The sequence below is a fragment of the Enterobacter cloacae complex sp. IR5458 genome, from assembly GCF_049238025.1.
GTDB lineage: Bacteria > Pseudomonadota > Gammaproteobacteria > Enterobacterales > Enterobacteriaceae > Enterobacter > Enterobacter kobei.
In genome coordinates this window covers 33,956-58,107 of record NZ_JBMKIF010000025.1, presented here as the reverse complement: position 1 = coordinate 58,107, position 24,152 = coordinate 33,956, and the positions used below count along the sequence as shown (strand labels likewise).

Sequence of the window (24,152 nt, the reverse complement as noted above, 5' to 3'; positions counted from 1 at the left end):
GGTGGCGCTATGCTTACCCGGCCTACTTATACTGCGGGGAGGGTTGAATCACCCGCGTGTGCTCAACACGTCTTTCTCATACGCCCGCACGTTCTCCAGCCACTGGCTGCCTGTTGGTACGTCGTTGCGCTGACAGTACATTTCCCACACGGCCTGCCACGGCAGCGATTTCTGCTCTTCCAGCAGCGCCAGGCGGGCCGTGTAGTCACCTTCCTGCTCCAGCTGTTTCAGTGCTTCAGTGGGCTCCAGCAGGGCACGAAGCAGCGCTTTCTTCATGTTGCGGGTGCCGATAACCCACGCCGCGATGCGGTTGATGGAGGCGTCAAAGAAGTCGAGGCCAATATGAACGCGGTCGAACAGGTCGTGGCGAACGATCTCGCTGGCAATGGCCTGCGTTTCGTCATCCAGCAACACCACATGGTCGCTGTCCCAGCGCACCGGACGGCTGACGTGCAGCAGCAGGCGCGGCACGTAGAGCATGGCGGCAGAGATTTTGTCGGAGATGACCTCCGTCGGGTGGAAGTGCCCGGCATCCAGACACAGGGCAGTCTGGCGGCTGGTGGCGTAACCCATATAGAACTCGTTCGAGCCGACGGTATAACTCTCCGCGCCAATGCCGAACAGCTTGCTCTCCACGGCATCAATATGGTGGGCCGGGTTAAGCTTCTCGCTAATGGCTTCATCCAGTGCAGCCAGCAGGCGCTGGCGCGGGGCGAGGCGGTCAATGGTGACGTCCTTCATGCCGTCCGGGATCCAGATATTCATCACCGACGGGGTGCCAAGCTGTTCACCAAACCAGGCTGAAACGCGGCGGCAGGCCTTCACGTGGTCGATCCAGAACTGACGGATCTCGTGACTGGCATGGGCGAGGGTAAAGCCGTCAGCGCTGAGCGGGTGCGAGAAGCAGGACGGGTTGAAGTCCAGGCCCAGACCGTTGGCTTTTGCCCACGCCACCCAGTTTTTAAAGTGTTTCGGCTGGATTTCATTACGCGCGACCGGCTCGTCGGATTCCAGATAAATCGCGTGCAGGTTCAGGCGCTTCGGACCGGGTATCAGGCTGAGCGCCAGCGTCAGATCGGCGCGCAGTTCGGTCGCGTTGCGCGCTTTCCCGGGATAGTTACCGGTTGCCTGAATACCCCCCGTCAGGGAACCGCCTGGGTTTTCGAAGCCGGCGACGTCATCGCCCTGCCAGCAATGCATGGAGACCGGCAGACGGTCGAGCTGACGCAGTGCCGCTTCGACATCCACGCCGACGGCGGCGAAACGCTGTTTAGCCAGGTTCCAGGCTTGTTCAAGTTGAGTGGTCATGCGCAAAGCTCCTTAGTCAGTCGGTTTTGCTGAAACTGCGTCCGGTAGCGGGCAATTTCATGGCAGGGATCGGGAAGGAACGTGGTCAGGCTGCCGCTGGCGGTGACTACCGAGCGGAAATCGTCCACGCTGGCCAGTTCGTCAAGGGTCATCAGCTGAATGCCGATATTGCCGAGCGTGGAGGCCTCGACCGGGCCCGCCACCACGGTGATGCCGCAGGCATCGGCACAAAGCTGGTTTAACAGCGCGTTCTGGCAACCGCCGCCAACAATATGCAGCGTGTTGAACGGTCTGCCGCGAAGGCTGGCCAGCTCGCTCAGCACATCCGCATAAAGCAGGGCAAGGCTGTCAAAAATACAGCGCGCCAGTTCGGCCGGGCTTGATGGTACAGGCTGTCCGGCCTCGCGGCAGGCGGCCTGGATCTCGGTGCTCATGTGCGCCGGATTGATAAAGCGATCGTCATTGGGATGAATCAGGAACGTACAGGCTTTGCGCTTTTCGGTGTCGGCGATAAGCCCGGGCAGATCGGTAATTTTCTGCTCCTTAAGCACCCGCTGGAGCAGCCACAACCCCATAATGTTCTTTAACACCCGATAGCGCCCTTCGGCCCCGCCTTCGTTGGTGATATTTGCGGCCATTGCCTCCTCGCTGACGTAAGGCGTTTTGCTTTCAAAGCCCATCAGCGACCAGGTGCCGGAAGAGAGATAGGCGGCATCTTTACCGCAAAGCGGCGAGGCAATAACCGCGCTGGCGGTATCGTGGCTCGCCACGGCAACGACCGGGATCGCATTCCCCTGCGGGCACACCCACTGGCCGATGACGTTGCCGGGATGGGTCGGCGTACCGAACCACGCCGGGGATGCGCCCGTCCAGGCCAGCAGGTGCTCATCCCAGTTATCCGAGTTGATGTTGACCAGCTGGGTGGTGGTGGCGTTGGTATATTCCCAGTTCATGTTGCCGGTCAGGCGATAGCTCAGATAGTCCGGGATCAGCAGCACATGGGCAACGTCTGCTGCCAGCCCTGGCTGCTGCTCGACCAGCGCGCGCAGCTGATACAGCGTGTTAAACGGCAGAAACTGTATGCCGCTGCGCCCGTAGATATCATCCTTACCGAGCCGGGCGATGGCGTGCGCCATCAGGCCATCCGTGCGGCTGTCGCGGTAGGAGACGGGCAGGCCAACGCGAGCGCCGCTGCTGTCCAGCAAGACATAATCGACGCCCCAGGTATCTATGCCGATGCTGTCGATGAGGATCCCGCTATCGCAGACTTTTTTGAGCCCGGTACGGATCTCCGTCTCAAGTTCATCAATGTTCCAGGTATCAAAGCCGTCCTGTTTTTGCAGGCAGTTCGCAAAACGATGCATCTCGCGAAGGGAAAGGGTGTGCTGGTCGCAGTCCCAGGTGGCGAGCATTACACGGCCGCTGGATGCGCCTAAATCCACAGCGACACAATGGCGAAAGGTCATGGTCGGATCCTTCTTGAAATCATTAGCGCTGAGTGTAAAAAAGGGGCGAAAAGACCACCTTCTCGCCACTGACAGTCCGCAACCCGCGCTGGCAAGAAAGCAAAGATGAACGTGAGGGGGTTCACACTTTTCCGCGAAGGCGCGCCGTTCAGCCACTGTGACGTTGACCGCAATTCCGGATCTTTCCCGCTTATTCTTGAAAAACAGGCAGGTTTTGCGGCGTTTGCTGTCGAAAATTTAAGGTGAGGGTGAGAGGCCTTATTTACTATTTTGAGAACATTTCTCATTGGTGGGGGGCGTTATGACCATACTGCACAGCGTGGACTTTTTTCCGGCGGGTGGCTCGCCTGTGGCGATAGAGCCGCGGCTGCCGCAGGCGGCTTTCCCGGAGCATCATCATGATTTTCATGAAATCGTGATTGTTGAGCATGGCACGGGCATCCATGTCTTTAACGGTCAGCCCTACACCATCAGCGGCGGCACAGTCTGCTTTGTGCGCGACCACGATCGGCATCTGTATGAGCATACCGACAACCTGTGCCTGACGAACGTGCTCTATCGATCCCCGGACGCGTTCCAGTTTCTCGCGGGGCTTCATCAGCTACTGCCGCAGGAGAAGGAAGGACATTATCCGTCGCACTGGCGCGTGAATCAGGCCACGCTGCAGCAGGTTCGCCAGATTTTGCTCCAGATGGAGCAGAGTCAGGACGGACAGGAGATGCATGCGCTCGCCACGCGCGAGATGTTGTTTATGCAGCTGCTGGTGGCGTTGCGCCGCAGTAACCCGGTGGAGGGGGAGAGCAGCGAAGCCCGCCTGAACCAGCTGATGGCCTGGCTGGAGGAACATATTGCCGAGGATATCTGCTGGGAAATGCTGGCGAGTCATTTTTCACTCTCCCTGCGCACCCTGCACCGCCAGCTTAAGCAGCGAACCGGGCAGACGCCCCAGCGTTACCTTAACCGTCTGCGGCTGATAAAAGCGCGCCACCTGCTTCGCCACAGTGATGAAAGCGTCACGGATATCGCTTATCGCTGCGGTTTCGGCGACAGTAACCACTTTTCGACGCTGTTTCGTCGGGAATTCAGCTGGTCTCCGCGTGATATTCGCCAGGGGAGGGACACCTCACTACAGTAACGCGAGCCCAGTCAACGTTTTGCTGCCGTAAAGCGGGTAATAATGTCAGGTTTTCGCCGTTGAGGTGGTGATGTGGCCGCACCGTTAATTCTTCGCAAAGATGACTTTTTTGCCTCCGCTGAACAAGCTGTTGCGGTGGCGGATCGCTATCCGCAAAACGTCTTTGCTGAACACACGCACGAATTTTATGAGCTGGTGCTGGTGTGGCGCGGCAACGGTCTGCACATTCTCAACGATCGGCCTTACCGGATTACCCGGGGGGATCTGTTTTACATTCGTGCCGAAGATAAACACGCCTACGCCTCGGTGAATGACCTGGTGTTACAGAACGTTATCTACTGCCCCGATCAGCTCAGCCTTAACGTTGACTGGGCAGCATGCATTCCCGGCTTCAACGGTGCGAAAGGCTCGCCGCACTGGCGTTTAAGCAGCAGCGGCATGACTGCCATCCGTCAGGCCATTTCCCTCCTTGAACAGGAGAGCTATAAAATCGATCCGCTGGCTAACCCGATGGCGGAGATCCTCTTCGCACAGCTGGTGATGATGCTTAAACGGCATCGCTACGAGACGGATAACCCCTCCGCCACGCAGCAGGAGACCCTGCTCGATAAGCTGATTGCCACGCTGGCGGCCAGCCTGAATAAAAGCTTTGTTCTGGAAAAGTTCTGCGAGCAGGAGCAGTGCAGCGAACGTGCCCTGCGTCAGCAGTTCCGTACCCAGACGGGCATGACGGTAAATCACTATTTGCGCCAGCTGCGCATTTGCCACGCCCAGTATTTGCTCCAGCATACAGAGTTCATGGTCAGTGATGTGGCAATGCGCTGCGGCTTTGAGGACAGTAACTACTTTTCGGTGGTCTTTAATCGCGAGGTAGGGATGACGCCGGTGCAATGGCGTCATCACAGTCGCAGGGCGGCGTAATCAGTTCGCCATACCGAGGCCGACAATGTTGGCCGCAATGATAATCACCACGCAGCCCAGGCTCAGAACGCCCACCGGTCGGCGTCCGGCATTGTTCCACTCCCTCAGGATGAGACCCACCAGTCCGCCGCACAGCACGTAGAAGCTCATGTGCAGCATCCAGCTCATATAGTCATATTGTGCCGGGATGCTGGCGTGTCCCCAGGCGTAGAAAAAGAATTGCAGGTACCACATCAGTCCGCCGAGCGCCGAAAGCAGTACGTTGGTGATGATGACCCGTTTTGCCAGTGAGAAGTCGGCTTTTAGTGACAAACTCTCAACTTTTGCCAGACGAATTACGCAATAGCCGAGGTTAACCAGTGCACCGCCGCCCATGATCACCACGTAGCTGGGCAGCGCCACGTACAGCGGGTCGACGCCCAGCGCGGCTGCCGCCTCGTGCATCGGTTTGGCGGCGTTCATGGCAAACGACATTCCGGCGGAGAAGATGCCGCACATTACCGCCAGCAGCAGACCCTTTTTCAGGTTAAAGTCCTCGGCTTTAATGCCCATCTTGCGCTCTTTCAACTGGCCCGCGCGGGTCACTATTCCGACGCCAATAACCGCTACCAGCACGCCCAGCAGCGTCATTCTGCCGCCTTCGGTATTCAGTAACACGTCGAGGTTACCGTTGAGGATGGGCGTCATCAGAGTGCCGACAATCAGCGTGATGCCAATCGCGATGCCGATCCCCATCGACATGCCGAGATAGCGCATGGTGAGGCCATAGTTAATATTGCCGATGCCCCACATGGCACCAAACAGAAACACTGGCAGCAGAGTGGAGGCGTTAAAAGAGGAGAAGTAGCCCCAGAAATCCGGGAGTAGCATGGCGCTGATGGCCCAGGGAAGCAGGATCCAGGAGACCACACCGCCAACCGACCACATGGTTTCCCATGACCACTGCCTGACTTTTTTAAACGGAGCATAGAAGCAGGCTGCACTGGCCGCACCTATCAAATGCCAGAAAATACCCATCGTAATCGCATGATTCATGTTTACGTCCTCATCGTTTTTATCGGTCAATGGCATCCCACCGACCCGATGAGTGTAAAAATTAAGCAGAACGACCACCTTCGGGAGGCTGCCGCACTTTGGTTTTAAATGGCAATCAACGCGTTAAGCGCGTGAGCAGATTCACATTTTCACGCTTCATCAGAAAAGGAATGACCTTACAAAAACTACGGCATTGATAATCATTTTCAATATCATTTAATTAACTATAATGAACCAACTGCTTACGCGGCATTAACAGCTGTGCCGCCCGACAATAATGGAGAGGATTATGAGTTATACACTGCCATCCCTGCCGTATGCCTACGACGCACTGGAACCGCATTTCGACAAGCAGACGATGGAAATCCATCACACTAAACACCACCAGACCTATGTGAACAACGCGAATGCTGCGCTGGAAAGCCTGCCAGAGTTCGCTAACCTGTCTGCTGAAGAACTGATCACTAAACTGGACCAGCTGCCAGCGGACAAGAAAACCGTTCTGCGTAACAACGCGGGCGGCCACGCTAACCACAGCCTGTTCTGGAAAGGCCTGAAAACCGGTACCACCCTGCAGGGCGACCTGAAAGCGGCTATCGAGCGCGACTTCGGCTCCGTTGACAACTTCAAAGCGGAATTCGAAAAAGCCGCTGCAACCCGTTTCGGCTCTGGCTGGGCGTGGCTGGTTCTGAAAGGTGACAAACTGGCGGTGGTTTCCACTGCTAACCAGGACTCCCCGCTGATGGGTGAAGCGATCTCTGGCGCATCCGGCTTCCCGATCCTGGGTCTGGACGTGTGGGAACACGCTTACTACCTGAAGTTCCAGAACCGTCGCCCTGACTACATCAAAGCGTTCTGGGATGTGGTGAACTGGGACGAAGCAGCAGCGCGTTTCGCCGCTAAAAAATAAGGTTGCATTGACGCCTGTGAGAAGCGAGTCTGATGACTCGCTTTTTTTGTATCTGCGTAATGGAGGCAGCGATGCATTACCCGGTGAATGTGTTTACAGGCAAGGTAAGGGAGTACGACGGCAGCCGCCCGAGCGCCATCGCGAAAGTGCAGGTTGACGGTGAACTGACCTTAACCGACCTTGGGCTGGCAGGCGATGAGCAGGCCGAAAAGAAAATCCACGGCGGGCCGGATCGCGCGCTGTGTCACTATCCTCGCGAGCACTATCAGCACTGGAAAACCGAATTTCCTGACCAGGCGGACCTCTTCGTCGCGCCTGCATTTGGTGAGAATCTCTCGACGGAAGGGCTGACGGAAAAGAATGTGTTTATCGGCGATATTTATCGCTGGGGCGACGCCCTGATTCAGGTGACGCAGCCTCGCTCGCCGTGCTTCAAGCTCAACTACCACTTCGGCATTCAGGATATGTCGGCCCAGCTACAAAGCGCGGGTAAAACCGGCTGGCTGTACCGTGTGGTGCTGGCCGGGCAGGTTTCGGCGGATGCGCCGCTTGAGCTGGCTTCGCGCCTGAGCGACGTGTCGGTGTATGACGCCTGCGCCATCGCCTGGCATATGCCGTTTGATGATGAACAATATCATCGGTTGCTGTCTGCGGCGGGGTTATCGACCAGCTGGACCAGAACGATGCAGAAGCGGCGGTTAAGCAACAAGATCGAAGATAATTCGCGGAGATTGTGGGGAAAATAGTGCTCCGCAGAAAGTAGGCCGGGTAAGGCGAAGCCGCCACCCGGCACATACCGTTACGAACGCTTATACAACGGCAGCCACAGCGTTAACCGCAACCCGCCCAGCGGGCTGTCGTCAGCTTTCACCCAGCCGCGATGCTGTTGCATGGCGGTTTCAACAATTGCCAGACCCAAACCTGTACCGCCGGATTCACGGTCGCGCGCTTCGTCAGTACGGTAGAACGGACGGAAAATCTGCTCCCGATCTTCAGGGCTGACGCCAGGACCGTCGTCATCCACGATAACGGTGATCCCGTCTTTATCTACCGAGAACGCCACCTCAATCTTGGTATGCGAGTAGCGCAGAGCATTACGCACAATATTCTCCAGCGCGCTTTCCAGCGTGTTGGGGTTGCCGTACAGCGGCCATGGACCCGGCGGGAAGTTGACGGTGAACGATTTGCCCATCTGTTCCGCTTCGAACGCCGCGTTGTCCAGCACCTCATGCCACAGGTGATTGGCTTTCACCGTTTCGCTGACCAGCGCGTTTTTCTGCTGGTTGCGTGACATCACCAGCAGGTCATTGATCATGCTGTCCAGGCGGTGAGCTTCCGTTTCAATACGTTCCAGCTCTTTACTTTCCCCACTGCGGCGGCGCAACAGCGCGGTGCCAAGCTGCAAACGCGTAAGCGGGGTGCGCAGCTCGTGCGAGATGTCCGATAACAGACGCTGCTGTGCGGTCATCATTCGATCGAGCGCGCTGACCATCTGGTTAAAACTGGTCCCGGCGGCAAGGAATTCCTGTGGCCCCGCTTCCAGCTCAGGGTGTTGTCGCAGGTTACCCTGCGCCACTTCATCGGCGGCGTTTTTCAGCTTACGTGCGGGTTTTGCCAGACTCCACGCCAGCCATAACAGCAGCGGCGAGCTGACCAGCATGGTAACAATCAGCAGCAGGAGCGGACGGTCAAACAGCAGGTTGATGAAATCGGACTGGGAACTGCTCGCAGGGCGAATCAAATAGAGCTGGTAATTGTCTTCCCCATCCCGTACCGAGAAAGGACCGACCATCTCTACCCGACCATATTTCTTTTTCTGTGGGTGATCGGCATTATCCGCCTGGCCAATAAAGTTACGGATAATCTGCATTTCATTGCGATCGGCCCCAATGACGCGGCCTTCGCTGGTGACCAGCAAAAGGCGTTGCCCGGGCGGCGCCCACTTGTCGATAGCGCGAAACAGCCTGCGCCACCACATCAAATCGTTCGGCGGATCGTTTGCCAGCTCCGCTTCAACATGCTGCTCGATCATCACGCCCTGACGTTGCTCGCTGTCAAGAAGCTCCGTCATCTGGCGTGAGTCGAGTTTTGGCAACATCAACACGAGCATTAAAACCAGGGCCAGCGTCAGCCAGAAGATGGCAAAGATGCGGGCGGTTAAGCTGCCTATCATGAAGCGGAAACCATCAGATAGCCGCGACCACGCAGGGTTTTAAACCATGGGTGACCGTCTTTACGCTCCGGCAGCTTGCGGCGCAGGTTAGAGATGTGCATGTCGATGGCGCGGTCAAACGGGGTAAGACGTTTGCCCAGCACTTCCTGACTCAGGTGTTCACGCGATACCACCTGGCCGAGGTGCTGCGCCAGCAGATAAAGCAGGGTGAACTCTGTGCCGGTCAACTCCAGGGTCTGACCGTCGAAGCTCGCTTCCTGACGACCTGGGTTCAGGCTAAGGGAGTCCACTTCCAGCGTGGGTGAGCTGTTGTCGGTATTCTGCTGCTGCTCGCTCCAGTGGGAACGGCGCAGGATAGCGCGAATACGGGCCACCAGTTCACGATCGTTGAACGGTTTCGGTAAATAGTCATCCGCACCCAGCTCAAGGCCGAGAACGCGGTCAAGTTCGCTGCCGCGGGCGGTCAGCATGATAACGGGGGTCTGGTGTGTCTGGCGAAGCTCTTTCAGCGTATCAATACCGTTTTTCTTCGGCATCATGACGTCGAGCAAAAGTAAATCGATGCTGTCGTCAAGGAGACTCAGCGCCTGCTCGCCATCATGGGCAACCAGGACGTTGAAACCTTCCATGTCGAGCAACTCCTTTAAAAGGGATGTGAGCTCTCGGTCATCATCAACTAACAGGATTTTATTCATTGTTTAAATACCTCCGAGGCAGAAATTACGACATCAAGGCTATCTAATCCATGACTTTACGTTGTTTTACACCCCCTGACGCATGTTTGCAGCCTGAATCGTAGACTGTCTCTCGTTGAATCGCGACACGAAAGATTTTGGGAGCAAGTGATGCGCAAAGTTACCGCTGCCGTCATGGCCTCAACGCTGGCGTTCAGTGCGTTTAGCCAGGCCGCTGTAGCTATCAACGGCGATACCGGTCCCTCACCAGAGGGCGCAACGCAGCTCAGTAGCCAAAGCCATATGTTTGACGGCATAAGTTTAACCGAACATCAGCGTCAACAGATGCGAGATCTGATGCAGAGGGCACGACACGACCAGCCCCCTGTTAATGTTAGCGAAATGGAGACAATGCACCGCCTTGTCACCGCAGAAAATTTTGACGAAAGCGCTGTACGCGCTCAGGCCGAAAAAATGGCAGAGGAACAGGTTGCCCGCCAGGTAGAGATGGCGAAGGTCCGTAACCAGATGTTCCACCTGCTAACGCCCGAGCAGCAAGCGGTTTTGAACACCCGACATCAGCAACGAATGGACCAGTTGCGTGAGGTTGCACGGATGCAGCGAAGCCTGGATGCGACGCTTTTCAGTAGCAATAGCAGTACCCGTAGTAACCAGTAAACCCTGTTTTCCTTGCCATAGACACCATCCCTGTCTTCCCCCACATGATGTGGGGGTTTTTTTTGCCCCGCATTCTGATTTGTTAACCGTTTATTCATCCTCCGTCCCCCTATGCTTCCGTTATACTAGCGGCAAGACATGACAGGAGCGTTTATGAATCAATCCTATGGAAGGCTGGTAAGCCGGGCCGCTATTGCGGCAACCGTTGTGGCGTCTGGCCTGTTACTGATTAAAATCTTTGCCTGGTGGTATACCGGTTCGGTCAGTATTCTGGCGGCGCTGGTGGATTCGCTAATGGATATTGCCGCCTCGCTAACCAACCTGCTGGTGGTGCGCTATTCACTGCAGCCCGCGGATGAAGAGCACACGTTTGGGCACGGTAAAGCGGAGTCGCTGGCCGCGCTGGCGCAAAGCATGTTTATTTCCGGTTCTGCACTGTTCCTGTTTTTGACCGGCATTCAGCATCTCGTCTCGCCGACACCGATGAACGATCCCGGCGTGGGCGTAGTGGTGACGGTCGTTGCACTTATAAGCACACTTGTTCTGGTAACGTTCCAGCGCTGGGTGGTTCGCAAAACGCAAAGCCAGGCTGTACGGGCGGATATGCTTCATTATCAATCTGATGTTATGATGAATGGGGCAATTCTTATTGCGCTGGGCCTGGCCTGGTATGGCTGGCACAGGGCCGATGCGCTATTTGCGTTAGGTATCGGCATCTATATTTTGTATAGCGCCTTACGGATGGGGTATGACGCGGTGCAATCGTTGCTTGACCGGGCCCTTCCGGACGCAGAACGCAATGAAATTTTTTCTCTTGTGACCTCCTGGCCTGGCGTCAGCGGTGCACACGATCTTCGAACGCGGCAGTCAGGGCCGACCCGCTTTATTCAGATTCATATTGAAATGGAAGACAACCTGCCACTGGTACAGGCTCACGTGATTGCTGAGCAGGTCGAGCAGGCAATTTTGCAGCGTTTTCCTGGTTCAGACGTCATTATTCACCAGGATCCCTGCTCGGTTGTACCCGGACACGTGGGGCTTTCGTAATTGGTTGTAAAAAAGTGAGCCAGGCCAGCATTTTGTGTATAAATTACCGCCATTTGGTCTGACCTGAATCAATTCAGCTGGAAGGGATTGATATACTATTTGCAGTATTCGTTGGTCGATAAGTTTCTTCCGGCAACAGATTTCAATTTTGCATTCCTAAGTTCAGAGGTAGTCATGATTAAGAAAATCGGTGTGTTGACAAGCGGCGGTGATGCGCCGGGCATGAACGCGGCAATTCGTGGTGTTGTCCGTGCAGCGCTGACGGAAGGTCTGGAAGTTTTTGGTATCTATGATGGTTACCTGGGTCTGTATGAAGATCGTATGGTTCAGCTCGACCGTTACAGCGTGTCCGACATGATTAACCGTGGCGGTACCTTCCTTGGGTCTGCGCGCTTCCCGGAATTCCGTGACGAACACATCCGTGAAGTGGCTATCGAGAACATGAAAAAACGCGGTCTGGACGCGCTGGTGGTTATCGGCGGTGACGGCTCTTACATGGGTGCAAAACGTCTGACCGAAATGGGTTTCCCGTGCATCGGTCTGCCGGGCACCATCGACAACGACATCAAAGGTACTGACTACACTATCGGCTTCTTTACTGCACTGGGTACCGTTGTTGAAGCGATCGACCGTCTGCGCGATACCTCGTCTTCTCACCAGCGTATCTCTATCGTTGAAGTGATGGGGCGTTACTGCGGTGACCTGACCCTGGCCGCGGCGATTGCCGGTGGTTGTGAGTTCGTGGTGGTCCCGGAAGTGGAATTCAGCCGTGAAGATCTGGTCGCTGAAATCAAAGCCGGCATCGCGAAAGGTAAAAAACACGCGATCGTGGCTATCACCGAGCACATCTGTGACGTTGACGAGCTGGCGAAGTACATCGAAACCGAAACCAAACGCGAAACGCGCGCGACGGTTCTGGGCCACATTCAGCGTGGCGGTTCCCCTGGCCCTTATGACCGTATTCTGGCGTCCCGCATGGGTGCATACGCTATCGAGCTGCTGCTGCAGGGCCACGGCGGCCGTTGCGTCGGTATTCAGAACGAAAAACTGGTTCACCATGACATCATCGACGCGATTGAAAACATGAAGCGTCCGTTCAAAGGTGACTGGCTGGACTGCGCGAAAAAACTGTACTGATCGGCTCTGTTGCCCGGTGGCAAGGTAAATGCAAAACGGTAACCCTTGGGTTACCGTTTTTTATGTTTGCTCCCTCTCCCGTGGGAGAGGGTTGGGGTGAGGGCATCTGGCTGCTCACATTCTTCTTTTTATTCCTCTACGTTATAGCCAATCTTTTTTTATTCTTTAATCATCGAATCGCTTTCTGGCACGCTGCATTCATCAAAACACTACACAAGAGAGCCGGGCGATGAATAAATGGGGCGTGGGTTTAACATTATTGCTGGCATCGGCCAGCGTTCTGGCGAAGGACATCCAGTTACTGAACGTGTCTTACGACCCGACGCGTGAGCTGTACGAGCAGTACAACAAAGCATTTGCGGCGCACTGGAAACAGGAAACTGGCGACAATGTCGTGGTTCGCCAGTCTCACGGCGGCTCCGGTAAACAGGCGACCTCCGTCATCAACGGTATCGAAGCCGACGTGGTGACCCTTGCGTTGGCCTACGATGTCGACGCCATTGCCGAGCGTGGTCGTATCGACAAAAACTGGATCAAACGCCTGCCGGATAACTCTGCGCCATACACCTCGACCATCGTCTTCCTGGTACGTAAAGGCAACCCGAAACAGATTAAAGACTGGAACGACCTGGTAAAACCGGGCGTGTCAGTGATTACACCAAACCCGAAAAGCTCCGGCGGCGCTCGCTGGAACTACCTGGCGGCCTGGGGTTACGCGCTGCATCACAACAACGGTGACCAGGCCAAAGCGCAGGAGTTCGTGAAAGCGCTGTACAAAAACGTCGAAGTGCTGGACTCCGGCGCGCGTGGCGCCACCAACACCTTCGTCGAGCGCGGTATCGGCGACGTGCTGATCGCATGGGAAAACGAAGCCCTGCTGGCCACCCACGAGCTGGGCAAAGACAAGTTCGAGATCGTCACCCCCAGCGAATCCATCCTGGCAGAGCCGACCGTTTCCGTGGTCGACAAAGTGGTTGATAAGAAAGGGACAAAAGCGGTGGCGGAAGCCTACCTGAAATATCTCTACTCGCCTGAAGGCCAGGAAATTGCGGCGAAAAACTTCTATCGTCCACGCGATGCGGCTGTTGCGAAGAAATACAATGGTGAATTCCCGAAACTGAAGCTCTTCACCATTGATGATGTGTTCGGCGGCTGGACCAAAGCGCAGAAAGAGCACTTCTCTAACGGTGGCACTTTCGACCAGATTAGCCAGCGCTAAGTGTTATCAAACGGCACGGTGACCCGGTGTGAGAAATCCACCGGGTTTTTTATTTGGTCATCATTTTGCGTTACTCTTTCGCCTCTATCGAAAACAGGGAACGCGTTGTGAAAAAAATTATCTTATTGATCCTTATTATCATCGCCCTTGCCGCTGGCGGCGTGTACTGGATAAAAGCGGGTAATCCGAATGCGTTGCGTCATATCGTTCTCGATCAGTGCCTGCCTAATCAACTGCAACACCGTAACCCGGCACCCTGCGCACAGGTGAAGCCTGATGCGGGCTATGTCGTATTTAAAGACCGCAACGGGCCGTTGCAGTATCTGCTGATGCCGACATACCGCATTAATGGAACCGAAAGCCCGCTCCTGACCGAGCCTCACACGCCAAACTTTTTCTGGCTGGCGTGGCAGTCGCGCAACTTTATGACCCTGAAGCGGGGAGCTGAGGTGCCAGACAGCGCCATTTCACTGACGATTAACTCGCCGACTGGCCGTACGCAGAACCATTTCCATATTCATATCTCCTGTCTGCGCCCGGACGTACGTGAGAAACTCAATGCGGCACAGGGCGACATTAGCACCCAGTGGCTACCTCTGCCCGGTGGGCTGGAGGGGCACGAGTATCTTGCCCGACGGGTAACGGAGAATGAACTGGTCCAGCGCAGCCCGTTTATGATGCTGGCGGAAGAGCTACCCGAAGCGCGCGACCACATGGGGCGCTTTGCGCTGGCGATGGCGCAGCAGTCGGATGGTTCGTTTGTTTTGCTGGCGACCGAGCGAAACCTGCTCATGCTTAACCGCGCCTCGGCTGAGGAATTGCAGGATCATCAATGCACTATCCTGAAGTGACCCCACCATAAATAGCGTTTACTCGTTCTGCCTGTCGCCGTAGACTTGCTGAAAAAATCTACAGGAGACAGGTATGTCGCTCTGGTTATCTCATCCTCTGCTGCTGCCTTCGTTGATTGTTGGCGTCACCATCGTGCTATGGGCGACGTCGCTATTGCCAGAATTTATCACCGCGCTGCTGTTTTTCACGGCAGCGATGGCCGCCAGAATCGCCCCGCCGGAAGTCATTTTCGGCGGCTTTGCCTCGTCGGCTTTCTGGCTGGTATTCAGCGGTTTTGTACTGGGGGTGGCGATCCGTAAAACCGGTCTGGCTGACAGGGCCGCCCGGGCGCTGTCAGCAAAGCTTACCGATTCCTGGATATTGATGGTGGCGAGTGTGGTGCTGCTGAGCTATGCGTTGGCGTTTGTGATGCCGTCAAATATGGGGCGTATTGCGCTGCTGATGCCGATTGTTGCGGCGATGGCGAAACGTGCCGGCATCCCTGACGGTTCCCGCGCCTGGTTTGGTCTGGCGCTGGCTGTGGGGTTCGGCACTTTCCAGCTCTCGGCAACTATCCTGCCTGCTAACGTCCCTAACCTGGTGATGAGCGGTGCGGCGGAAGGCTCGTACGGCATCCACCTGAACTATGTTCCGTATCTGCTGCTGCACACCCCGGTGCTGGGCATTCTCAAAGGGCTGATCCTGATTGGCCTCATCTGCTGGTTATTCCCCGGCAGCCCAAAACCGCCAAAGGATCTGGCGCCATCTGAACCCATGGGGCAGGATGAAAAGCGCCTCGCCTGGCTGCTGGCGGTGGTGCTGGTGATGTGGGTCACGGAGAGCTGGCATGGTATTGGGCCGGCATGGACTGGGCTGGCGGCGTCCGTCATCGTTATGCTGCCGCGCGTTGGTTTTATCACCGGGGAAGAGTTTTCTGCGGGGGTGAATATGCGTACCTGTCTCTATGTTGCAGGTATTCTTGGGCTGGCCATCGTGGTGACGCAAACCGGTATCGGTACGGCGGTGGGCGAAGCGTTGCTCCGCATTATGCCGCTGGACTCAGACAAACCGTTCACCAGTTTCCTGGCGCTGACCGGTATCACCACCGCGCTCAACTTCATTATGACTGCCAACGGCGTTCCGGCGCTGTATACCACCCTGGCACAGAGCTTCTCAGATGCCACCGGCTTCCCGCTGCTGTCGGTGATTATGATTCAGGTACTGGGTTATTCCACGCCGCTGCTGCCGTATCAGGCGTCGCCGATTGTTGTGGCGATGGGGCTAGGGAAGGTGCCTGCAAAGGCGGGGATGATGCTCTGTCTGGCGCTGGCCGTTGCGACGTACCTGGTGCTGCTGCCGCTGAATTATCTGTGGTTTAGCTTGCTGGGGAAAGTGTAGTCCGCCCAACCCTCTCCCGAAGGGAGAGGGAGGAGAAGAGCGTAGGGCGGGTTAGCGAAGCGCCACCCGCCGCAAAGGCAATTACGCCTGTTTAGCCGCTTCTGCCGCTTTAACGATCACCGCGAAAGCGTCAGCCTTCAGGGATGCACCGCCAACCAGTGCGCCATCGATGTCTGGCTGGGTGAACAGCTCAGCAGCGTTGGAGGCGTTTACGGAACCGCCGTACTGGATAATCACTTGCTCAGCCACTTTCGCATCAGCTTTAGCAATGTGGTCACGGATGAATTTGTGCACGGCCTGAGCCTGCGCTGGCGTTGCAGATTTGCCGGTACCGATCGCCCAGACTGGCTCGTAAGCAATGACTGCACCTTCGAACGCTGCTGCGCCCTGCGTTTTCAGAACCGCGTCGATCTGACGTGCGCACACTTCTTCGGTTTTGCCCGCTTCGTTTTCTGCTTCGGTTTCACCGATGCACAGAACCGGGATCAGACCCTGCTCTTTCAGCACAGCGAATTTCTTCGCGATGAACTCGTCGGATTCTTTGTGGTAGGTGCGACGCTCTGAGTGGCCGATGATGATGTATTTTGCGCCGATATCTTTCAGCATTTCAGCGGAAGTTTCACCGGTGAACGCGCCAGACAGGTTAACGTCAACGTTCTGTGCACCCAGAATGATGTGGCTGCCGTCAGCGGCGCGTTTAGCCAGATCCAGGTACATATCCGGCGGAGCGATAGCAACCGCGCAGCCCGTTACGCCAGCCAGCTCTTTACGCAGGTTCGCAACCAGTTCGTTTACCATGTGGCGGCTGCCGTTCAGTTTCCAGTTACCCATCACTAAAGGATGTCGCATTTCAATTCTCCACGCTAAATAAGCGAATTAAGGAATATGGCCGCCCTGTCGGGCAGCATGGTCTGTGAATCAGTATAGAGATTTTCCCTCGAAAGGCTTTGCTTTTTGTCATTAATTCGCCCCGCCGAGGGTGTCAGATAGCGCCAGCTTAATCGGTTCAACTGCGAAGGTCAGTCCTTTTTCGCCGTTATCCGCCACCACATAGCGAATTGCCCCTTCAGTTGTGGCGTAGTACCGCTTGTTTTTACCCGCGGCCAGCAGCTTTTGCAGCTTTTGCTGGCTTTGCTTTTTCGTCAGCGCGGGCGTAAACGCCTGTAATACCGCGCTCATGTACTCCTGCGCCTTCGTTTTTGCCGCTTTCTGCTCTGGGCCCTGGATCGGTAGCCAGGTGATTTGCATGCTTTTGATTTTTAACGTCCCACGCTCCAGCGCCGTGGAGGCATACAAGTTTTCGTTTATCTTGCTCGCCGCGCGGGTCAGGGTTGGGGTATCACGAGAGCTATCAATTGCGCGAAACTCATCCAGCGGCAACGTAGGGTTGGTCTGATTGAAGGTTTCACGAAACTGACTGATGGATTGATCGAACGACGGCGCGCCTGCCAGCAAATAGGGTGCCGTGGTAGGGGCCGACGTGTCGGCGGCGTGCAGCGGAAAACCCGCGCCAAGCATCGCTATACACAGGAAGAGAGTGTGTGCCGAACTTTTCATCAACATTGCCCCTGGCCGTAAGTGCTCATGATTAAAACGATATCTGCCCGGCTTGTCAAAAGGTCACAACTCCAGGGTAAAATGCGGACTAAATGATAATAAGGAACCTTACATGACCATACAGCAGTGGCTGTTTTCATTCAAAGGGCGTATCGGACGCCGTGATTTCTGGGTCTGGATGGTGACGTGGGTTGTCGCCATGCTGCTTCTGTTTTTCGTTGCGTACAATGCCTGGTTGAGCACGCAAACGGCGGCTTTTGCGCTGGTCTGTTTGCTGTGGCCAACGGCGGCCGTGGTGGTGAAACGTCTTCACGATCGTGGCCGTTCCGGCGCGTGGGCCTTTCTGATTATTCTGGCGTGGATGCTGGTCGCAGGGAACTGGGGGATGCTGCCGTCCATTCTTCCCTGGGTGGTGGGCAGGCTGCTGCCGTCCGTTATCTTCGTGATGATGATTGTCGATCTGGGCGCGTTTATCGGCACCCAGAGCGAAAATAAATACGGTAAAGACACCCTTGAGGTGAAGTACCGCTGATCACCAGTAGTGTTCGGCAGTCATATGACCCGGTCGGCGGCGAAGATGTTTCGTCATCTGCCGGGTATCCTTCAGAAGCTGTTGCGTATCCCGAACCATCTGCGGGTTACCACACAGCATGACGTGGCTGGTGTCTGCAGTCATCGGCAAACCCACTGCGTTTTCCAGCACACCACTCTCAATTAACGCCGGCACGCGACCGGTCAGCGTACCTGCTACGGTTTCGCGGCTGACGACGGTCTGAATTTTCAGCTTCCCGCCATATCGCTGTTCCAGCGCCTGCATCTGCGGCAAGTAGCTCAGGTCTGCGGCGTAGCGCGCAGCATGCACCAGCACGATGTTTTTAAAGCGCTCAAGGTCTTTGCCATATTGCAGAATGGAGAGGTAGGGGCCAATGGCCGTGCCGGTTGCCAGCATCCAGAGCGTGTCACAATCAGGGATCTCTTCGAGTACAAAGAAACCTGCAGCTTCACTCACAATTTGCACATCGTCGCCGGGCTTAAGGGCGGCAAGGCGCGGGCTGAGTTTGCCGTCCGGGACGGTCACCAGATAGAACTCAAGATCCGGATTATCCGGCGCGTTAACGTAAGAGTAGGCGCGCTGCACGCGTTCGCCGTCGACATCCAGCCCCAGCTTCGCAAATTGCCCGGCCTTAAACGGGTGAACGGGAGCATGCAGGGTGAGACTAAATAGCGCATCGGTCCAGAACTCTATCTTTGTGACTTTACCTGTTACCCAGTCCGCCATGATCTTCTCCTGTGCTGTTTCTCTGTTCTATCTTCCGTACTTGTGGGAAACATTTCCAGCCCCTTCGGGCCGGAAAGCTCTATCGATCAAACGGTTTTACAGAATGTGCGTCTGTACGTCCGGGTCTTTACGATCGAGATAGTGGATGGACTGAATGCGGCGAATGGTGCGCGATTTACCGCGGATCAGCAGCGTTTCGGTGGTCGCCATATTGCCCTTGCGGGTGATGCCGTCCAGCAGGTCACCTTTGGTGATGCCGGTGGCGGAGAAGACAACGTTGTCGCTGCGTGCCATTTCATTCAGCGCGAGAACCTTATTGGCTTCGATACCCATTGCTTCGCAGCGTGCCAGCTCGTTTTCACCGATACGGCGGTTCTCGTCGCTGTCGCCTTTCACCTCATGGCGGGGCAGCAGGCGCGCCTGCATATCGCCGTCCAGCGCGCGGATCACCGCCGCCGAGACCACGCCTTCCGGCGCACCGCCGATGCCGTACAGCACGTCTACTTCGCTGTCCGGCATGCAGGTCAGAATTGAGGCGGCAACATCGCCATCCGGAATGGCAAACACGCGCACGCCGAGCTTTTGCATCTGCGCGATGGTGGCGTCGTGGCGCGGTTTTGCCAGAATCGTCACGGTCAGTTCACTCAGGGGTTTGCCCAAAGCTCTGGCGATGTTGCGCAGGTTCTCTTCCAGCGGCAGGCTGAGGTCGATTGCGCCCTTCGCACCAGGACCGACTATCAGCTTTTCCATGTACATATCCGGTGCGTTAAGGAAGCAGCCTTTATCGCCCACGGCCAGAACCGCAAGCGCGTTGGCCTGGCCCATCGCCGTCATGCGGGTGCCTTCAATCGGGTCTACGGCGATATCCACCGCATCCCCTTTGCCGGTACCGACTTTTTCACCGATATAGAGCATTGGCGCTTCGTCGATCTCGCCTTCGCCGATGACGATAGTGCCGTCGATGTTGACCTGGTTAAGTACAATGCGCATGGCATGGACAGCAGCACCGTCCGCGGTATTTTTGTCGCCACGCCCCAGCCATTTATAGCCTGCGAGGGCGGCCGCTTCGGTGACGCGGGAAAACTCGATAGCAAGTTCACGTTTCATGAGGTACTCGTGCAATCAAAAGGAATTGCACGAAGTTTATCACAGAGTGGGGAGGGGAGAGGGGACCGGTGCTGTCTGGGCCCCTCTCCCTCTCCTCATGGGAGAGGGAATATAGGATTACTCGTCGTGCTCTTCCCACGCCAGGGCGCGCTTCACTGCTTTCTTCCAGCCGCTGTAGCGGAAGTTGCGCTCGGTGGTTTCGATGCCCGGGCGGAACTCGCGTTCGATAACCGCTTTTTCCTGCAGCTCGTCCAGGTTCTGCCAGAAGCCTACCGCCAGACCGGCAAGATACGCCGCACCCAGCGCCGTGACTTCACGCACTTCAGGGCGCTCAACGCGGGTACCCAGAATGTCGGACTGGAACTGCATCAGGAAGTTATTCGCTACCGCGCCGCCGTCCACGCGCAGGGCGTGCAGACGAATGCCCGAGTCTGCCTGCATCGCTTCCAGCACGTCGCGCGTCTGGTAGGCAATGGATTCCAGAGTGGCGCGAATAATGTGGTTCGAGTTCACACCACGCGTCAGACCGAAAATCGCACCGCGTGCATAGGGATCCCAGTACGGTGCGCCCAGGCCGGTGAACGCTGGCACCACGTACACACCGTTGGTGTCCTTCACTTTGGTCGCAAAGTATTCGGAGTCGAAGGCATCGCTAATCAGCTTCATCTCGTCACGCAGCCACTGAATAGATGCACCCGCCATAAACACCGCACCTTCCAGGGCGTAGTTCACTTCACCGCGAGGGCCGCAGGCGATGGTGGTCAGCAGGCCGTTTTCTGATTTCACCGCTTTCTCACCGGTATTCATCAGCATAAAGCAGCCGGTGCCGTAGGTGTTCTTCGCCATCCCTTCTTTGACGCACAACTGGCCGAACAGTGCCGCCTGCTGGTCACCGGCGATACCGGCGATAGGAATACGGGTGCCGCCTTTACCGCCGATGTTGGTCTGACCGTAGACTTCTGAAGACTTGCGCACTTCAGGCAGCATCGCGCGTGGGATATCCAGCGCGTCCAGCATCTTGTCATCCCACTCCAGGGTGTTGATGTTGAACAGCATGGTACGCGAGGCGTTGGTGTAGTCGGTGACGTGAACACGTCCCTGGGTCATCTTCCAGATAAGCCAGGTATCAACGGTTCCGAACAGCAGCTCGCCGCGTTTTGCTCGTTCGCGTGAACCTTCCACGTGGTCGAGGATCCACTTCACTTTGGTGCCGGAGAAGTACGGGTCAACCACCAGACCGGTGGCGCTGCGCACGTACTCTTCCATCCCGTCACGCTTCAGCTGTTCACAGATTTCTGAGGTACGGCGGCACTGCCAGACAATAGCGTTGTAGATAGGCTTACCGGTTTCGCGTTCCCAGACAATCGTCGTTTCACGCTGGTTGGTAATACCGATAGCGGCAATCTCGTCGGAACTGATATCGGCTTTCGCCAGTACTTCAACCAGCGTTGAGCTTTGTGAAGCCCAGATCTCCATTGGGTCATGTTCTACCCAGCCTGGACGAGGGTAAATTTGCTCAAATTCACGTTGAGACACGCTGACAATGTTCGCGTCATGATCCATTACGACAGCGCGGGAGCTGGTAGTGCCCTGGTCGAGCGCAACGATATATTTTTTTTCGGTCATGGTATGTGTCCCGTAGTCAGATTACAGCGAAGCTTTTTGTTGTGCGGTAGAAGTCGTTTCCTTCTCCTCTTCCACACAGGTGTCGCACGGTAAGTGGCGACCAATTAATTTGCGGTAGCTAAACGCGCCCAGCGCAGCCCCAACTACCGGCGCAAACAGCGGTACCAGGAAGTAAGGGATATCTTTCCCGCCAGTAAAGGCCACGTCGCCCCATCCCGCGATAAACGCGAAGGCTTTCGGTCCGATATCACGCGCCGGGTTCATCGCAAACCCGGTCAGCGGGCCCATGGATGCGCCGATCACCGCAATCAGCAGACCAATCAGCAAGGGGGCCAGCGGGCCACGCGGAATGCCGTTTCCGTCGTCGGTCAGCGCCAGGATAACGCCCATCAGAATAGCGGTAATCACCATTTCAACTGCGAACGCCTGCACAAAATTGATATGCGGGTTTGGATAGGTTGAGAAGATGCCTGCCAGATCCAGACTTTCGACGCTGCCGCGCACCATATGATGCGTCTGTTCGAAGTCGATGAAAAGATTGTAATAAAGCCCGTAAACTAACGCCGCTGCACAAAACGCGCCGGCAAACTGAGAAAGAATGAAGGGAACAACTTTGCGTCCGTCGAAGCACGCGAACAGCCACAGTGCGATAGTCACCGCCGGGTTAAGATGTGCACCAGAAACCCCTGCAGTCAGGTAGATGGCCATCGCCACGCCCAGACCCCAGATGATACTGATTTCCCACTGACCAAAACTGGCACCCGCCACTTTCAGTGCAGCGACACAGCCCACTCCGAAGAATATCAACAACCCGGTACCAAGGAACTCGGCAATGCACTGGCCTTTTAAGGTTGATGTCTGACTCATAATCGGAATCCTGAAGAAATTGATGTTTATTGTTAGCGTGGTCGCCCGTGACAGCCACGATGCCCTGTAGACATAGTGTTAATTTATCGTTAACGAGCAAAAACGAGAAATATCGAAATCAAAATGTGTGGTCTGCGTCAATAAAATGAGCGTTTTCGCGCCATAAAGCGCGTTTTTGCATCAGAAATGAAATGTGAGCTGAATCATTTCATTAACGAATGAGTTAACAACTTAGTGGTATATGCCGCGAACGCACCAGGACGAGACCGAAAAGTGTTGCAAACCGCGATCTGCGCGGCGTGTCGCTGGACACAGAGCGCCGCGCTCCATACAATCGATGGAATATGTCGTGCGCGTTTACGTTAAAGCGTCGCCTTGCAATTCAGGAGAGGTAGCATCATGTCTTTAGAAGTGTTTGAGAAACTGGAATCGAAAGTACAGCAGGCGATTGACACCATCACGCTGCTGCAAATGGAAATTGAAGAGCTGAAAGAGAAAAACAACAGCCTGGCGCAGGAAGTGCAGAACGCGCAGCACAGCCGCGAAGAACTGGAGCGTGAAAACAACCAGCTGCGCGAACAGCAGAACGGCTGGCAGGATCGCCTGCAGGCGCTGCTGGGACGTATGGAAGAGGTCTGATTCCCATTGGGATTAACTGACCAGGCCGGGTAAGGCGACGCCGCCACCCGGCTTTTTTATGGTTTCTGCTCACTGACATCAAACCATAAAAAAGGCCGCCATCGGCGGCCTTAACGCTACTTGTCCTGCGCTGTCATAGCAAAAGCGACAAATCCACTCGGTTCATCACTCTTTACAACGAGTACGCTGGCGACAATGAACGCGATACATAAATAGCGTTTCATCATGCGGTCCCTGCAGCTAACCGCTCCACCGTTCACCACCGGTGATAAGTCGGTGGACACAAGCCCGGTTAAAGGTTGCTTTACGGTTGTGAATACACCTTTCCCTGGACCGATGCCCATGTGCGAGATGGCGGAAAGGAACGATGCATCATAATGAGCAACAGCAGTGTAGTTAAGGTCTTCAGCGGAAATTAGGAATTTATAAAGGGTCGACGGGGGTTACCGGAGGGATGAACCAGGGTAAGATAAAAATCCTGGTTAAAGGTTGCAAGATAATCCAACGGACCGCGAATCCCGAGGGACAAAAAAACCGCCACATTGTTATTGGCGGTTTTTTTATGATTTACGCTTACTGTTTTATTACTCGATATCCAGCGGATCTTCCGAAAGAATAATCCCGGTGTTATCAGCGTACAGATGGTCGCCGGAGAAGAAGGTCACGCCGCCAAAATTGACGCGGACGTCGCTTTCACCGATACCGTCACCTGCTGCGCCTACCGGAATGGCCGCAATCGCCTGAATCCCGATATCCAGGTCTTCGAGATCGTCCACCTGGCGCACGGAACCGTACACCACAATGCCTTCCCACTCGTTCTGCACGGCAATGCCGGCCAGCTCTGCATCTATCAGAGCGCGACGCACGGAACCGCCGCCATCGACGACCAAAACGCGGCCACGACCGTTCTGTTCGAGCAGATCGTACAGCAACCCGTTGTCCTCGAAACATTTCACCGTGACGATTTGTCCGCCAAACGACGACCGTCCACCAAAGTTGGAGAACAGCGGTTCAACGACGTTGACATCTTCCTGGTAGATGTCACAAAGCTCGGAGGTATCGTATTTCATAGGTTTACCGCTCAGTTGCTGCGAATGTGTTCAGTATATCGTGCTAAATGCGTTGTTGGCAAAATCATCAATTGT

At 55.7% G+C, this 24,152-nt stretch carries 24 protein-coding genes; 12 read left to right on the top strand and 12 right to left on the bottom strand.

Features of this window, described 5'->3' with window-relative positions:
* Positions 1 to 48: 48 nt before the first annotated feature.
* Together rhaA and rhaB are read right to left on the bottom strand one after the other, a co-directional pair.
* The gene (gene rhaA, locus ACOTYN_RS19045; RefSeq protein ID WP_063614521.1) at positions 49 to 1,308 is read right to left on the bottom strand and encodes an L-rhamnose isomerase; all 1,260 of its coding nucleotides are present in this window, start codon (positions 1,306 to 1,308) and stop codon (positions 49 to 51) included.
* The gene (gene rhaB, locus ACOTYN_RS19040) at positions 1,305 to 2,774 is read right to left on the bottom strand and encodes a rhamnulokinase (protein ID WP_332958472.1); all 1,470 of its coding nucleotides are present in this window, start codon (positions 2,772 to 2,774) and stop codon (positions 1,305 to 1,307) included. The genes rhaA and rhaB overlap by 4 nt, the downstream gene beginning before the upstream one ends.
* Positions 2,775 to 3,075: 301 nt before the next feature.
* Here rhaB and rhaS point away from each other — a divergent pair, with 301 nt between their 5' ends.
* Both rhaS and rhaR read left to right on the top strand, forming a co-directional pair.
* A complete protein-coding gene (rhaS, locus tag ACOTYN_RS19035; protein WP_250128350.1) occupies positions 3,076 to 3,909 on the top strand; it encodes an HTH-type transcriptional activator RhaS in 834 nt (277 codons plus the stop codon).
* 72 nt (positions 3,910 to 3,981) lie between these two features.
* Positions 3,982 to 4,830, top strand: coding sequence for an HTH-type transcriptional activator RhaR (gene rhaR, locus ACOTYN_RS19030; RefSeq protein ID WP_332958476.1), 849 nt, complete (start codon positions 3,982 to 3,984; stop codon positions 4,828 to 4,830).
* On the opposite strand, the gene rhaT is transcribed toward rhaR, so the two are convergent.
* Positions 4,831 to 5,865, bottom strand: a complete 1,035-nt coding sequence (gene rhaT, locus ACOTYN_RS19025) for an L-rhamnose/proton symporter RhaT (protein ID WP_014885719.1) — start codon at positions 5,863 to 5,865, stop codon at positions 4,831 to 4,833.
* Positions 5,866 to 6,154: 289 nt separating this feature from the next.
* On the opposite strand from rhaT, the gene sodA reads away from it, so the two are divergent.
* Both sodA and yiiM read left to right on the top strand, forming a co-directional pair.
* Complete coding sequence (sodA, locus tag ACOTYN_RS19020; RefSeq protein WP_004203668.1) at positions 6,155 to 6,775, top strand: superoxide dismutase [Mn]; 621 nt, start codon at positions 6,155 to 6,157, stop codon at positions 6,773 to 6,775.
* Positions 6,776 to 6,846: 71 nt separating this feature from the next.
* Positions 6,847 to 7,521 carry a 6-hydroxyaminopurine reductase gene (yiiM, locus tag ACOTYN_RS19015; protein ID WP_014885718.1) on the top strand — a complete coding sequence of 225 codons (675 nt, stop codon included), beginning with the start codon at positions 6,847 to 6,849 and terminating at the stop codon, positions 7,519 to 7,521.
* 53 nt (positions 7,522 to 7,574) lie between these two features.
* Here yiiM and cpxA read toward each other — a convergent pair whose 3' ends face one another.
* Entirely contained in the window at positions 7,575 to 8,948 is a 1,374-nt protein-coding gene (gene cpxA, locus ACOTYN_RS19010) for an envelope stress sensor histidine kinase CpxA (protein ID WP_014885717.1), read from the bottom strand.
* A complete protein-coding gene (cpxR, locus tag ACOTYN_RS19005; RefSeq protein ID WP_006179159.1) occupies positions 8,945 to 9,643 on the bottom strand; it encodes an envelope stress response regulator transcription factor CpxR in 699 nt (232 codons plus the stop codon). Before cpxR ends, cpxA begins: the two co-directional genes overlap by 4 nt.
* 150 nt (positions 9,644 to 9,793) lie before the next feature.
* On the opposite strand from cpxR, the gene cpxP reads away from it, so the two are divergent.
* The 6 genes from cpxP to ACOTYN_RS18975 all read left to right on the top strand — a co-directional run bounded on the left by cpxP (position 9,794) and on the right by ACOTYN_RS18975 (position 15,932).
* On the top strand, positions 9,794 to 10,300 hold the full coding sequence (gene cpxP / locus ACOTYN_RS19000) for a cell-envelope stress modulator CpxP (protein ID WP_047027628.1): 507 nt from the start codon (positions 9,794 to 9,796) through the stop codon (positions 10,298 to 10,300).
* Positions 10,301 to 10,453: 153 nt separating this feature from the next.
* On the top strand, positions 10,454 to 11,347 hold the full coding sequence (gene fieF / locus ACOTYN_RS18995; RefSeq protein WP_014885715.1) for a CDF family cation-efflux transporter FieF: 894 nt from the start codon (positions 10,454 to 10,456) through the stop codon (positions 11,345 to 11,347).
* Positions 11,348 to 11,521: 174 nt separating this feature from the next.
* A complete protein-coding gene (pfkA, locus tag ACOTYN_RS18990) occupies positions 11,522 to 12,484 on the top strand; it encodes a 6-phosphofructokinase (RefSeq protein WP_045268704.1) in 963 nt (320 codons plus the stop codon).
* A 229-nt stretch (positions 12,485 to 12,713) separates the two neighbouring features.
* Positions 12,714 to 13,703: a sulfate ABC transporter substrate-binding protein gene (locus ACOTYN_RS18985; RefSeq protein ID WP_071922777.1), complete on the top strand. Its 990-nt coding sequence runs from the start codon at positions 12,714 to 12,716 to the stop codon at positions 13,701 to 13,703.
* A 107-nt stretch (positions 13,704 to 13,810) separates the two neighbouring features.
* Positions 13,811 to 14,554, top strand: coding sequence for a CDP-diacylglycerol diphosphatase (locus ACOTYN_RS18980; RefSeq protein WP_071922778.1), 744 nt, complete (start codon positions 13,811 to 13,813; stop codon positions 14,552 to 14,554).
* 73 nt (positions 14,555 to 14,627) lie between these two features.
* Complete coding sequence (locus ACOTYN_RS18975; RefSeq protein WP_071922779.1) at positions 14,628 to 15,932, top strand: SLC13 family permease; 1,305 nt, start codon at positions 14,628 to 14,630, stop codon at positions 15,930 to 15,932.
* 81 nt (positions 15,933 to 16,013) lie between these two features.
* Here the strand turns inward: ACOTYN_RS18975 and tpiA are convergent, their stop codons facing one another.
* Complete coding sequence (tpiA, locus tag ACOTYN_RS18970) at positions 16,014 to 16,781, bottom strand: triose-phosphate isomerase (RefSeq protein ID WP_003862019.1); 768 nt, start codon at positions 16,779 to 16,781, stop codon at positions 16,014 to 16,016.
* Positions 16,782 to 16,892: 111 nt separating this feature from the next.
* Positions 16,893 to 17,489, bottom strand: a complete 597-nt coding sequence (locus ACOTYN_RS18965; protein WP_014885710.1) for a DUF1454 family protein — start codon at positions 17,487 to 17,489, stop codon at positions 16,893 to 16,895.
* Positions 17,490 to 17,601: 112 nt separating this feature from the next.
* On the opposite strand from ACOTYN_RS18965, the gene ACOTYN_RS18960 reads away from it, so the two are divergent.
* Positions 17,602 to 18,021: a DUF805 domain-containing protein gene (locus ACOTYN_RS18960; protein ID WP_023331602.1), complete on the top strand. Its 420-nt coding sequence runs from the start codon at positions 17,602 to 17,604 to the stop codon at positions 18,019 to 18,021.
* On the opposite strand, the gene fpr is transcribed toward ACOTYN_RS18960, so the two are convergent.
* The 4 genes from fpr to ACOTYN_RS18940 form a co-directional block, all read right to left on the bottom strand.
* Positions 18,022 to 18,768, bottom strand: coding sequence for a ferredoxin--NADP(+) reductase (gene fpr / locus ACOTYN_RS18955; RefSeq protein WP_014885708.1), 747 nt, complete (start codon positions 18,766 to 18,768; stop codon positions 18,022 to 18,024). It lies immediately after the preceding gene.
* 96 nt (positions 18,769 to 18,864) lie between these two features.
* Positions 18,865 to 19,875 (bottom strand): class II fructose-bisphosphatase, encoded by a 1,011-nt coding sequence (gene glpX / locus ACOTYN_RS18950; RefSeq protein WP_023331601.1) that lies wholly within the window; start codon positions 19,873 to 19,875, stop codon positions 18,865 to 18,867.
* A 117-nt stretch (positions 19,876 to 19,992) separates the two neighbouring features.
* Positions 19,993 to 21,501 carry a glycerol kinase GlpK gene (gene glpK, locus ACOTYN_RS18945; RefSeq protein ID WP_014885706.1) on the bottom strand — a complete coding sequence of 503 codons (1,509 nt, stop codon included), beginning with the start codon at positions 21,499 to 21,501 and terminating at the stop codon, positions 19,993 to 19,995.
* Between the two features lie 21 nt (positions 21,502 to 21,522).
* Positions 21,523 to 22,368 (bottom strand): MIP/aquaporin family protein, encoded by an 846-nt coding sequence (locus tag ACOTYN_RS18940; protein WP_014885705.1) that lies wholly within the window; start codon positions 22,366 to 22,368, stop codon positions 21,523 to 21,525.
* Positions 22,369 to 22,767: 399 nt separating this feature from the next.
* Between ACOTYN_RS18940 and zapB the strand changes: the two genes are divergently transcribed.
* The gene (gene zapB, locus ACOTYN_RS18935; RefSeq protein WP_008501806.1) at positions 22,768 to 23,007 is read left to right on the top strand and encodes a septal ring assembly protein ZapB; all 240 of its coding nucleotides are present in this window, start codon (positions 22,768 to 22,770) and stop codon (positions 23,005 to 23,007) included.
* Positions 23,008 to 23,591: 584 nt separating this feature from the next.
* On the opposite strand, the gene rraA is transcribed toward zapB, so the two are convergent.
* The gene (gene rraA, locus ACOTYN_RS18930; protein WP_014885702.1) at positions 23,592 to 24,077 is read right to left on the bottom strand and encodes a ribonuclease E activity regulator RraA; all 486 of its coding nucleotides are present in this window, start codon (positions 24,075 to 24,077) and stop codon (positions 23,592 to 23,594) included.
* Between the last annotated feature and the right edge of the window lie 75 nt (positions 24,078 to 24,152).